At 39.4% G+C, this 12,310-nt stretch carries 13 protein-coding genes; 9 read left to right on the plus strand and 4 right to left on the minus strand.

All coding sequences use genetic code 11. The features are described from left to right. Positions 1 to 215: 215 nt before the first annotated feature. Complete coding sequence (locus VB740_RS22645) at positions 216 to 785, minus strand: hypothetical protein (protein WP_323202156.1); 570 nt, start codon at positions 783 to 785, stop codon at positions 216 to 218. A gap of 642 nt (positions 786 to 1,427) precedes the next feature. Between VB740_RS22645 and VB740_RS22650 the strand changes: the two genes are divergently transcribed. The 5 genes from VB740_RS22650 (at position 1,428) to VB740_RS22670 (ending at position 6,082) form a co-directional block, all read left to right on the plus strand. Next, positions 1,428 to 3,188 (plus strand): hypothetical protein, encoded by a 1,761-nt coding sequence (locus tag VB740_RS22650; protein ID WP_323202157.1) that lies wholly within the window; start codon positions 1,428 to 1,430, stop codon positions 3,186 to 3,188. An 80-nt stretch (positions 3,189 to 3,268) separates the two neighbouring features. Further along, positions 3,269 to 4,039, plus strand: a complete 771-nt coding sequence (locus VB740_RS22655) for a hypothetical protein (RefSeq protein ID WP_323202158.1) — start codon at positions 3,269 to 3,271, stop codon at positions 4,037 to 4,039. Positions 4,040 to 4,373: 334 nt separating this feature from the next. Beyond that, on the plus strand, positions 4,374 to 4,949 hold the full coding sequence (locus VB740_RS22660) for a Uma2 family endonuclease (RefSeq protein ID WP_323202159.1): 576 nt from the start codon (positions 4,374 to 4,376) through the stop codon (positions 4,947 to 4,949). A gap of 400 nt (positions 4,950 to 5,349) precedes the next feature. After that, positions 5,350 to 5,607, plus strand: coding sequence for a UPF0175 family protein (locus VB740_RS22665; RefSeq protein WP_323202160.1), 258 nt, complete (start codon positions 5,350 to 5,352; stop codon positions 5,605 to 5,607). Beyond that, entirely contained in the window at positions 5,600 to 6,082 is a 483-nt protein-coding gene (locus VB740_RS22670) for a DUF3368 domain-containing protein (RefSeq protein WP_323202161.1), read from the plus strand. Before VB740_RS22665 ends, VB740_RS22670 begins: the two co-directional genes overlap by 8 nt. Before the next feature lie 3 nt (positions 6,083 to 6,085). Here VB740_RS22670 and VB740_RS22675 read toward each other — a convergent pair whose 3' ends face one another. After that, positions 6,086 to 6,208 carry a hypothetical protein gene (locus VB740_RS22675; RefSeq protein ID WP_323202162.1) on the minus strand — a complete coding sequence of 41 codons (123 nt, stop codon included), beginning with the start codon at positions 6,206 to 6,208 and terminating at the stop codon, positions 6,086 to 6,088. Between the two features lie 71 nt (positions 6,209 to 6,279). Between VB740_RS22675 and VB740_RS22680 the strand changes: the two genes are divergently transcribed. The 3 genes from VB740_RS22680 to VB740_RS22690 all read left to right on the plus strand — a co-directional run bounded on the left by VB740_RS22680 (position 6,280) and on the right by VB740_RS22690 (position 7,230). After that, positions 6,280 to 6,567, plus strand: coding sequence for a type II toxin-antitoxin system Phd/YefM family antitoxin (locus tag VB740_RS22680; RefSeq protein ID WP_323202163.1), 288 nt, complete (start codon positions 6,280 to 6,282; stop codon positions 6,565 to 6,567). 31 nt (positions 6,568 to 6,598) lie between these two features. Continuing rightward, complete coding sequence (locus VB740_RS22685; protein WP_323202164.1) at positions 6,599 to 6,934, plus strand: type II toxin-antitoxin system VapC family toxin; 336 nt, start codon at positions 6,599 to 6,601, stop codon at positions 6,932 to 6,934. 74 nt (positions 6,935 to 7,008) lie between these two features. Then, positions 7,009 to 7,230, plus strand: coding sequence for a DUF433 domain-containing protein (locus VB740_RS22690; RefSeq protein ID WP_323202165.1), 222 nt, complete (start codon positions 7,009 to 7,011; stop codon positions 7,228 to 7,230). Here the strand turns inward: VB740_RS22690 and crtR are convergent. After that, complete coding sequence (crtR, locus tag VB740_RS22695) at positions 7,218 to 8,108, minus strand: beta-carotene hydroxylase (RefSeq protein ID WP_323202195.1); 891 nt, start codon at positions 8,106 to 8,108, stop codon at positions 7,218 to 7,220. The genes VB740_RS22690 and crtR overlap by 13 nt on opposite strands. Before the next feature lie 379 nt (positions 8,109 to 8,487). Here crtR and pyk point away from each other — a divergent pair, with 379 nt between their 5' ends. After that, a complete protein-coding gene (gene pyk, locus VB740_RS22700; protein ID WP_323202166.1) occupies positions 8,488 to 10,257 on the plus strand; it encodes a pyruvate kinase in 1,770 nt (589 codons plus the stop codon). 184 nt (positions 10,258 to 10,441) lie between these two features. Here pyk and VB740_RS22705 read toward each other — a convergent pair whose 3' ends face one another. Next, complete coding sequence (locus tag VB740_RS22705; RefSeq protein WP_323202167.1) at positions 10,442 to 12,223, minus strand: M61 family metallopeptidase; 1,782 nt, start codon at positions 12,221 to 12,223, stop codon at positions 10,442 to 10,444. Between the last annotated feature and the right edge of the window lie 87 nt (positions 12,224 to 12,310).

The raw sequence follows: 12,310 nt of genomic DNA on the forward strand, positions 1-12,310 counted from the left end.
AATCGCCGTCTCTACAAAAGACTGATTATTGTAGAGACGGCGATTCATCGCGTCTCTTGCCTTAACGAACAGTAAGTATTGGGTGTGGAGGAATAATTCGGTTCAAAAATTAATAATTATATTGAACAATAACCTCTAAAGAGTACGATTTTACCAATTAAAGGTGCGATCGCTTCCAGAGGTTATTTTTATGGTTGTTGAAAAATCTTTTTAGTTTAATTGAGCGTAATATTCTTCGCAACACCGTTGCTATGTTCAAACTTGTTTTGACTTAGCGGTAAAGACTCTTGAGAAAGGGATTCTAAAAATTTAACTGCTTTTAGTAAAGATTCTCCCGATAATTCTTCCAGCAGTGTTATTGCTCTTGAGCGAATTTCTTCAGGTGGAGTCATGGGAAAGTTGACCTCATTTACATCTAGGTTCAACTGTAATCCAAGTTTTTTATCCTCCTGTCTTCCTAAAGTCTTATCCTTGCAGGTTTCTTCCTGTTGTAACTCTGAGCTAGTTATGAGCAGGGGAATCGTGGCGATATCATAATCATCCGGCTCTAATAATATTTTGAATGCCTGAAAACATCGAGTGAGAGAGTATCGATCAACTTTATTGTTAGAGTTAAAAATCTTACACAGGGTATGAGAGTCTAAACCTGTCTGAACACTCAGATTGATGAGTGTAAATCGCTTGTTGCCGTTGTCATTAAATTCTGTTTGTTGTTTTGCAAACTCAAGTTTATGTAATCCTTTAGGCGTAAGGATAACACCACGTATGCGTTGTTTTGGAAGCATAAAGAAACAGTTGGATTTGATTTACGCAACACTTTAGGCAAAAAAGAGAGTCAGCCGAGAGGGAAAATCACAACTTCCAATGAGCATCCGGTTTTGGCAGATAGTTTTTTTATACAACCCATATAGGGGTGCTTATTATATTTCTTCCAAAAGTGGATGCGCCGAAATTACACTCCTAGAAGTTCGATTTAAGGAATGTTATTCAACAGTAAATTTTTGATAGTCAGAGTATATAGATATCAGATGGAGATTGAACAGAGTATAAAGGACTAAAAGTGTATTCTTAGATACTACAATCTCATAAAACACACAGTTTGAATAATATGTAACTAAATTGGCTTTGCTGAGTTTTAGATGATTTTTCATTCTTTTGAGCGAAAAATCAATATCTTACTTTGCTTAAAACTCTCAATTTATCCTGCATTTATGCAACACCCAATTTTGCAATCTGGCTCAATTTTTCAGTTGTTGAAGAGATTACTACTGATGCCTTAGAGCGAAAATTGTAATAATTCTTAATTTTCCTGTGCTTAAGTTGGCAAACTTCCATTGCTTTAGAGGACTTATATAGAGTTTAGTAGTTAATTACAGCTTAATCAATCTATCCGTGTAACATTCACTCTATAAATGCCCCTGTATGCCATGTCAAAGCCATCAGAAAATCTCATACAATGCCTATTCAATCTATTAAAAGGTTTTGAAGAATTCTACAAACCTTGGATAGAAGAACTTTGGTATCTACGAATCCCTACTTTTGGAGCAGTATTATCATTTTTATCCTTTTGGGTTATTGATCAGACCGTGGAAGTTTATCGCGTCTTCGCTCTAAATGCATTCATAGAAGTACGACCTCCAAATATTCAGGATTTTCAAACTTTTTTATCTTTTGTGTTTATCTTTGCACTTTCATTTTCTATCTGGTACTCCGCTAGCCTACTCTCAAATGAAATAAAAAGAATAAAAGATCAAGAACAAAAAGGTCAAGAACAAAAAGATCAAGACAAAGATAAAAAAAAAGAAGAGCGACCACAAATATGGCTACCTCCTATTTTGGGTGCGTTACCGCTATTAGCTTTTGGTCTTGGATTACTTAAAGCTACATCTCAAGCTACAGATTCTCCGAAAGAGTTAATTTATCTATGGGTTGGAATTGCCATTGTAGTGGTAATGTTTTTAATATATTCTTCTGTCACCATTAAGATTGATATCACCACAAATAAGATTGGTATCACCACAAATAAGATTGATATTACCACACATGGCATAAAAGAAATTAATTTTTTGTCTTTAAAAATTATAATTTTATTGTTTAGCTTATTTACTTTATTTACTCTTCCTCTAATTTATGAAAATTCAATATTGATATGGTTTATTAGGGTTTCATTTTTGGTTTTATTTGGGAATACATATTGGAAATTTACAAAACCTAAGCCTTTACTGAGTAAGCTTTTTTCTCTCCCCCCTAATGAAAAATTTGCTCAAAAAATTATTAATAAAATAAAAATAATTATTCTGCTTTTTGTATTACCGATTTGTTTTGTATCATCAGAATATTTCACATTTAAACCGGAAGAATTACTACCTATATTAGGTCCTGTAAGCATCGTTGCTATATTTTTGAGCGTATTTGTGATTGGTAGTAGCTCCCTCTTGTATTGGGGATACAAATTGAAATTTCCAATCATCACATTTTTAATATTTATACTCATTGCTTCTAGCTGGTTAGACTGGAATGACAATCATCGCATAAGGCAAGTTGAAAATTTTAAACCTCATAAACTGGAAACTCTAGAGACGAGTTTTATGAAGTGGAAGGAAGCCCGAAAAAAGGAGATATCAAGATTTCAAAATGCGGGAAATAAATACCCCATATATATAGTTTCAGCACAAGGAGGTGGAATTTTTGCGGCTTATCATGCAGCATCAACACTGTCGCGGTTACAAGATTTATGCCCTGCCTTTGCCAATCACGTTTTTACTATTAGCGGTGTCTCTGGTGGGAGCCTTGGCGCTGCGGTATTTTCTAGCTTAATTAACACTGAGTTAAATTCATATTCCAATTCCTTGCCAGAAAAACCCTGCTCTCTAGAGTCTCTAAAAACAGAGTCTAATGGTGAACTAAAACGAGGACCGCTAGAAGAAAAAGCGCATAATTTGTTAAACCAAGACCTTCTATCTCCACTACTTGCAGCAGGATTATTTCCTGATTTTATTCAACGTTTTCTTCCTTTCTCAATTAATAGTTTGGACAGAGCCAGAGGTCTAGAGTATGCGTTTGAAAAAGGTTGGGATAGCAATAGCACCTATAAGAACGATAAGGACGGGAAAAAATTTAACCTCCTAAAAGGTTCATACTACGACCACTGGAAAGCAGATGGATCGGGGCACCTGCTCTTGTCCTAAATACAACTGTAGTAGAGACTGGCGATCGTTTAGTGTTAAGTCCATTCAAAATCAATTTACCCAATCTGAAAGACATTAGCATGGTTGCTTGCAAACAAGAAGATATGGACTTTCCTCTTAGCACTGCTGCTGTCCTTAGTGCGAGATTCACATTAGTTACTCCTGTTGGTTGGTTTAACAGATGTGACAAAGATGAGAAAGGTAATTCAATGGAATCATCATCTCAGAAATCTCGCTTGGCAGATGGGGGTTATTTTGAAAATTCTGGTGTTTCAACTGCTGTTGATATAGGTTCAAGATTGGAAGAATTTTTAAGAAAAGATCCAGATGAACAATCAAAAACAACCTCCGGAAAACCAACAATCAAGGTTGTGTATTTGGCCATTACTGATCGCCGTTCCCAAGAAATCCAAAAAGCTGGAGGAATGAACGAAATACTATCTCCAATTAAAGCTTTGTGGTATTCAAGAGATGCCAGAGGTCTTAGCATTATTGATCAGGCTGAATACTTAACGGATGCTGCTAGTGCTGATCCTGGTCGTACCCGTAAAAATCTGAAATTGTTTGAAAAACATTATTCATTCCAGCGATTTAGACAATTTTATTTGCACAATCCAAAGTTTAAATCTAATCCTAAGGAAATACTAAAAGAAGGAAAGCCACTAAGCTCTATATTTCAATCTGATCTGCTGCAATTTCCATTAGGATGGTTGTTGTCAAAACCTTCTCAGGAGGCAATAAAGGAGCGAATTGGCGGTAAAGCTTGTGAAGATGATCTGAGTAGTACATCTAATAACGATTGTGTTTTTAAATCTATCAAGGACGAGCTAAATAATTCTTTTGCTGCTTAAATTAAGCAAAGATCGCTTGTTTCACGCAGAGTGTTTACAAAGAATCAGTCAGACAGAAATCACTCTTTTGATTTTTAGTAAATGCGATCGTATAAAATTGTGCCGCAGTATAACTTTGGGATTTTTTTTGGGATGGTAGTATGATTAAATTGTATGTACAACTTTATTTTTCGCAAGTGTTGAGTAGCTAACGATAGAATCGTGCATTGTCGGTGATAAAATTACACAGCTTTTTTATTTGCCTACACGTTTAAACGCTACTACAAGCTAATGTGCAATTACTCATGATTTTTTGAGTACTACCTCAAAAAAACCTTTATTTAAAAGTTGCGCGATGACACAGACAAGTACAGAGCGTCTATACTCTTTTGAAGAATATCTCGCTTATAACGATGGTACTGATAGCCGTTATGAACTGGTGGATGGCAAACTAGAACGCATAAATCCACCAACTTTTAGACATTTACTAATTTCTGACTTTATTCAGGATAACTTTAAGGCAGAAATCAATCGCTTGAGTTTACCTTGGCTATGCTTTAGAGAGGCAGGGGTAAGAACGGGATGGCGAAAGTCAAGATTGCCTGATGTTTATGTTGTCACAGATGAACAGGTGATGGAATTCCTTGATGAGTCTGCTGTTTGTCAGTCTGCGCCGATATTAGTAGTAGAAGTTGTCAGCCCTGATTCAGTAAAACGCGATTATCGATATAAACGTTCTGAATATGCAGCGTTAGAGATTCCTGAATATTGGATTGTAGATCCAATAGAGTCAAAAATTACGATTTTATTGTTGTCAGAAGGATTGTACGAGGAAAAAGATTTTAGCGGGAGTCAGCAAATTGTGTCTGTAACTTTCCCGGAAATTGCACTTACAGTTGAACAAGTGTTGTCTGCGGGTAATGTTGGTTAAAAAAATAGACCATCCCTTCTGTTAGTTATGACAAAACCGTAAAACTCTGGGTTTACTTAAATAACCTAGAGGATTTAATTGGATACAGTTGTGCTAATTTACGTGGTTATTTACAGTCACCCAATGTAAGCGATCGCACTTTCGGGAAACTTTCGAGGCGATCGCTTTAGGAGGTTATTTTTATATAGCGATCCGATTTAATTAATAAAATTATTTGCGTAGTCAGGCAATAGGCAACAGTCAAGAAGCCTCTTTAAGGTATATTGAATTTTTTCACCAATCAAATATGAGTCCTATAGATTAAAATTTATGTAGGAAGTAAGCTATATGTTAAAAACATAAACTTACAACGTGCTGTTAAAATCTAATCAATTATTGAAATATTATTAGGTTCAATATTATGAAAACCATATCTATCGAATTTCCAGATAGCGTTTTTTCTGCTCTCAGAAAAGACCCTGATGAATTTGCTCAAGAAATGAGGGTAGTTGCTGCTGTAAAATGGTACGAAATGGGAGAGATATCTCAAGGAAAAGCAGCAGAAATCGCTGGCTTAAACAGGGCAGAATTTATTAATATTCTCGCTCGCTATCAAGTTTCTCCTTTTCAATACACTACTCAAGAATTAGCGGCAGAACTTGCTACTTTAGATGAATAAAATTGTAATTAATACTTCTCCGTTAATTGTCTTATTTAAAAGTCAGTTTGCCTACTTACTACCAGAACTATTCACTGAAATTATTGTTCCCTCAGGTGTTTGGGATGAAATTGTAGAGGCAGGAAAAACTGATACAGCATCAAGACAATTATCTATATCTTCTTGGGCAAAAAGAGTTACTCTCACCAGTGTCTCATCTTTAATTCTAGCTTGGGGACTAGATCGTGGCGAATCTGAAGTTTTGAGCTTTGCTCTAGAAAATACTGGTTATCGAGCAATGATTGATGATGCTGCTGCTAGACGGGTAGCTAAAACCTTAAACATTCCATTTATGGGAACTTTAGGAATGCTCGTCTTGGCCAAGAAACAAGGTTTAATTTCTGAAATTTCACAACCAATTCAAGCGATAAAAGATGCTGGTTTATGGCTATCTGACGATTTAATTAAGTTCCTCATACAACAAGCAGAAGAATAGATGTCATAGCCTAGCTTGCTTCCTGTAGGCTAGAACAACGGTGATGCGATCGCAAAGGTTTTTATAATACACCGTGACAATATGGCGATGGGCTACGCCCCGCCGGAGACGATCGCAAACATCCACAAAACTAGAGAATTTGAGGTATTGTTGCTACATTCCATAACAATCTTTAGGGTAAGGGAAGATTTTTTGCTATGATATCTAAGCTCATCAAAGAATGTGAATGTAGATATTTAAGACAAGCAATGAAAAAGGTTACACTAACGGAATTAAGTAATAATATTGAGCGTCTACTAGATGAGGTGCTAGAAACAGGTATTCCACTAGAAATTAACAAAAATGGTAAGTTATTAAAAATTGTTCCTATAGAAAAAAAAGATAAAATTAAAAACTTAACATTTAAATCTGATGCTATTCAAGGAAATCCAGATGATTTAGTTAATATCAGTTGGGAACAGGAGATTAAGATTGATTTATCTTGACACTCATGTTGTAGCGTAGCTCTATGCTGGCTTGACAGATAAATTAACTGATATTGCTAAAACATTAATTAATGATAATGACGTTTATATTTCGCCAATTGTGAGATTAGAGTTACAATATTTATATGAAATAAAACGTCTTAAAGATAAACCTGATGTGATTATTCCTAACCTGTCCGAGGAAATTGGTTTAAAAATATGTAATCAAAACTTTAATGATATTATCAGTACTAGCTTAACTATTACTTGGACTCGCGATCCTTTTGATCGGATTATTACGGCGAATGCTTTATTAAATAATAATATATTACTGAGCAAAGATGAAAATATTCTGAATAATTACCTGTATGCAAAATGGCGTGATTAATGGAATATATGCTGAGATTTCCGAGACGATGAGAGTTAGGATCAAAACGTAATCTGTGGCACACAAGTAACTATATGACATCCACATCGCGTGTTGTTCATAGTGACCCCGATATATTGGGGGGAACTCCTGTTTTTGTTGGTACTCGTGTGCCGATAAAAACCTTGCTTGATTATCTAGAAGCGGGTGACTCACTGGATAAGTTTTCAGATCACTTTTCTAGCGTCAGCCGTGACCAAGCCATCTCCGCTCTAGAATTAGCAAAGGAAATGCTGCAACAACTCTATTCTTTTTGATGATGAAACCGAATTCCTAAAAAGATGTCGTAAACAAACTCAAAAAAGTCCTTTTTCTGCAACAATCCTGAAGTTTGATAACAGCCTTTTTCATCTAACAGAGGCTTCATGACATAGTAGGCAGGTTGATAATTATACCAAGGAATAGAAGGCCACAAATGATGAATTAAGTGGTAATTCTGTCCCATAATCAGAATATTAAGAACTTGGTTCGGGTAGACACGAGCATTTTTCCAGCGATCGCGCTCTGCAAAAGGACGATGGGGCAAATAGTCAAAAAATAATCCCAGTGCTATGCCCACCACAAAAGCTGGTATAAACCAAAAATTCAGAATGTAACCTAAAAAGTGGTATTGCACTGATATATAAACAATTACACCGACAATTAAGCGGCTGATGAACCATTCTAATAGCTCATATTTACGCCACAGTCGCCTTTGAAAGAAAAATACCTCATGGTACAAAAACCGCACCGCAATCAGCCATAGCGGGCCACCAGTAGAGACATAATGATCTGGGTCGTCTTCGGGATGATTGACATGTCCATGATGCTGTAAATGCACCCGCGTAAACACTGGAAAAGCAAAAGCTAGCATCAACGCACTGCCATGCCCTAACATCGCATTCATCACCCGGTTGCGATGGGCAGATTGGTGACAAGCATCGTGAATTACAGTCCCAGCACAATGCAAAGCAATAGTGTTAATGCTAAAGCACAGCCAGTGCGGCCATTCCCAAAGCCAGTAACCAAAGTTAGATAATACCAGCATTGCTACAGCTACAAAAAACAGCAGTAGCGTGGGATTGAAATCACCAGGAGGCGCTAAAAATTCCTTTGGCGGGATTGTCAGTGGCTTTCGTGCCTCCGATGCGATCATTTCTAACATTGACTCCTTCTTAATCAAACATTACAAATATACGATAAATATTAGAAAAGAATAAAATTTTGTAAAGTTTTGTATAGCAATATTTATCCACAGCTTTGCATATCAGTAGATGAATAACGCTATGATTCCAAACGAAGACTAGTCTTTACTGATAAGTGGGGTATGACAATCGGCAAGAAGTTGATGGGATAAATTCCTTCGTTGGGAGGATGGATATAAGATTGATGTACTATATCTAGTCTATCCCACAGCCTCCACTCTCCCATAAACCCTCTTTAACTGCTTATATCTATTGGTATAGCAGTGACTGAAAAGGAGATGCAACTTAAGTTACGATGACTTCCCAGATAGCTCCCTAACTTCAGCCCCTATGCAATTAAGAGATTCTCTGCGCCGGACAAAAATTGTCGCTACTATTGGCCCCGCTACTAGCAGTCCTGAAATGCTCAAGGCGATTATTGAAGCGGGAGCCACGACGCTGCGGCTAAACTTCTCCCACGGAACTCATGCCGACCATCAGCGTAGTATTCGCTTAATTCGGCAAACCGCTTTTGAATTAAATCAGCCAGTGGCTATTCTCCAAGACTTGCAGGGCCCAAAAATTCGCTTGGGGAAGTTTGAGAATGGGTCTATAGTTTTAGCAAAAGGCGATCGCTTCACCTTGACAAATCGTCCAGTGATCGGTACTCAAGAAATTAGCTGCGTCACCTACGATTATTTAGCCGAAGAAGTCCCAGTTGGCGCAAAAATCCTCCTTGATGATGGACGAGTAGAAATGCTTGTGGAGGAAATTAACCGGGACAAAGGTGATTTGCATTGTCGGATCACCGTGCCTGGTAAACTTTCTAACAATAAAGGCGTAAACTTTCCCGGCGTTTACCTGTCAATTAAAGCAATGACCGACAAAGATCGAGAGGATCTGATGTTTGGTCTAGATCAAGGTGTAGATTGGGTAGCACTTTCCTTTGTCCGAAATCCGCAGGACATGATCGAAATTAAAGAACTAATTTCCAGTACAGGCAAGCAAGTGCCGGTGGTTGCCAAAATTGAAAAGCACGAGGCCATCGAACAAATGGAGGCGGTTCTGGCTTTGTGTGATGGCGTCATGGTTGCCAGAGGCGACTTAGGGGTAGAATTGCCAGCAGAAGATGTTCCCGTTCTCCAAAAGCGGCTAATTGCTACAGCAAATCGCTTGGGAATTCCTATCATCACCGCCACCCAGATGTTAGACAGCATGGTGAGCAATCCCCGCCCCACTCGCGCTGAAGTATCTGATGTGGCAAATGCGATTTTAGACGGCACAGACGCGGTAATGCTCTCTAATGAAACCGCTGTGGGTAGCTTTCCTGTAGAAGCAGTGGCGACGATGGCGCGGATTGCCGAACGTATGGAGCAGGAGGAAGCCCAACACTTAAACTTACGTTCTTTGAGAGATTCCCGGCGCTCCATTCCCAATGCTATTAGTCAAGCTGTAGGTCAAATTGCCGAACAACTAGGTGCAGCGGCAATCATGACCCTAACGCAAACTGGGGCAACAGCTCGCAATGTTTCTAAGTTCCGTCCCCAGACACCGATTTTGGCAGTGACACCCCATGTAAATGTGGCACGGCAACTACAGATGGTGTGGGGAGTAAAACCGCTATTGGTGCTAGGATTACCTTCCACTGGTCAGACATTTCAAGCTGCGATCAACGTGGCTCAGGAGTTGAAGTTACTATCTGAAGGTGATTTAGTAGTAATGACGGCTGGCACACTCCAGGGAATTTCCGGCTCCACAGATTTGATTAAGGTAGAAGTGGTAACGGCAATACTAGGTCACGGAATTGGACTGGGACAAGGTTCAGTGAGTGGTCGCGCCCGGGTGGCTAATACTGGTATGGATGTTAGTAACTTTAATCCTGGAGACATATTAGTTGCACCCCGCACTAGTGCCGATTTCGTCGAGGCAATTCGTAAATCTGCTGGAATTATTACTGAAGAGGAAAGTCTTACAAGTCACGCAGCAGTTATTGGCTTACGTCTAGGTGTACCAGTGATTGTCGGCGTGAAGCAGGCAACCCAGGCGATTCGAGATGGGGCAATTATAACCCTGGATTTGCAACGGGGTTTGATTTACTCTGGGGCGGTGAGAACGCATTAGGATTGGGGAAGAAGCAGGGGGCAGGGAGCAGGGAGCAGGGGGCAGGGAGCAGGGGGCAGGGGGCAGGGAGCAGGGGACAAGTAGGACAAGGTAACTTGTGAGAACTTGCAAGAAGTCTTTCCCTTTGTCCCCAATGCCCAATGCCCAATGCCCAATGCCCAATGCCCAATGCCCAATCCCTTTATCAAACAGTTGCGATCGCTACCCCAAGCCATCCAGCAAAATTTTGCTGCTGTGTGGAGTCAGGATGCTCAACAGGCTTTACCTGATATCGAGTGGGACATGGTGACGCTAGGGTAATGGAATAGGTACGCAGTTCGTCTTGGTGGAAAACTGTGACTGCAATTGTATCGTTTGGTTGGTAATCTTTGAGGCGATCGCTTAAGCCACCCGCTGTTACCTTAATCCCATCAATTGCTAACAACTCATCACCTGCATCAATTCCCCCTGCTTGTGCAGGTGAACCAGTCTCCACAAATTTAATTATCTCCCGCCCGTTCTCTGTATTTATTCTTATACCTAAGTAAGGTTCTTCTTGCTGTTCAGCTACCAACTGCAAGCCAAAGGGTTCTAAGTACTGATTCAAAGGTAAATCGTCAGTGCCATCAATGTAACGTTTAAAGAAATTAGTCAAATCGATTCCGGCGACAGATTCTATAACTTCCTGCAACTGTTCTGGGGTGTAGCAAATTTCATCTTGCCCAAATTGCTGCCACATTTTCAGCATCACGTCATCGAGGGAGCGCTGATTGTCATGAGTAGAGCGAATCAGTAAATCCAGCAACAACGATACCATTTCGCCCTTTAAATAGTAGGAGATTTGGGAATTACCGCTATTGGCATCCGGGCGATAGAGTTTTATCCATGCATCAAAACTCGACTCGGAAACGGGTTGTACTTTACGTCCCGGTGTCATTTCATATCTAGTGATTTCTTTACCCAAATTATTCAAATACATTTGAACATCATAAATTCCCGCCCGCAAAGGAATTAACAAGTCGTAGTAACTAGTAGTACCCTCACAAAACCACAATGATGGTGTGTAGTTCTCTTGATCGTAATCAAAAACCTCTAATGCTTTTGGGCGAATTCGCTTGACATTCCACAAGTGAAAGAACTCGTGTGCTACCAATTGCATAAAGCGATTGTACTTATCTTGAGCGCGAAATCCAAAACGCTGGTAAATTAAGGAGCAAGAGTCCTTATGCTCCAAACCGCCAAAAGCTTGGCTAAATAAATGTAGTAGAAACACGTATCGTTTATATGGCAAACCGCCGAACATCTGTGCTTCTACGTGAATAATTTTTTGAATATCAGCAATCATCTGCTGGGCTTGGAAATTTCCTTGCCCCCAAATTGCCAGTTCATGGGGTTTTCCTAATACCTCAAATTTATACAATTGGTGGCGACCAATCTCAAACGGAGTATCAACGAGAGTATCAAAATCGCCAGCTAAGAAAGTATTTTTTTCCTCACCAATCGGTGACAAGGCAGTAGTTACCTGCCATTCCGGGCGTGGTGGTACGATAGTGACGCGAATGGGTTGCTTGTCCCACCCCGGTATTCTAAAAAATAGTGCCGCACCGTTAAAATAACCGTGGGTAGCATCTAAGTGATTTGTCCGTACCGATAGTTCATTCGCAAAAACGCGGTAGCGTACAGTTAATTCTGAAACACCCTTTTTATCTATCTGCCAGTGATTTTTGCTGATCTTCCGCCAAGCTAAAGGTTTATCCTCTGTAAAAGCCACAAAATCCTGTAAATTCTTAGCATATTCTCGGACTAAGTAGGAACCGGGTGTCCACACCGGCAATTTTAAATCGAGAATCGGTGAGGGGTAATTGACAAGGTGTAAAGTCACCTCAAACAGATGGGTTTCTGGTTGGGACATTGCCACCACGTAATGAATGGTTGGCCCGGTTTCCTGGACGTAGGCGTTGGGACGAGTTGCTGTTGCTTCAGTCATCTTGTGTGCTGATTTAATACTCAATGGTTAATGGAATTAGTTATTTCTCCTATCATGACAAATTCGCCTTTTAACTTTTGGCTTCAA

The organism is Nostoc sp. UHCC 0251 (genome assembly GCF_034932245.1).
GTDB lineage: Bacteria > Cyanobacteriota > Cyanobacteriia > Cyanobacteriales > Nostocaceae > Nostoc.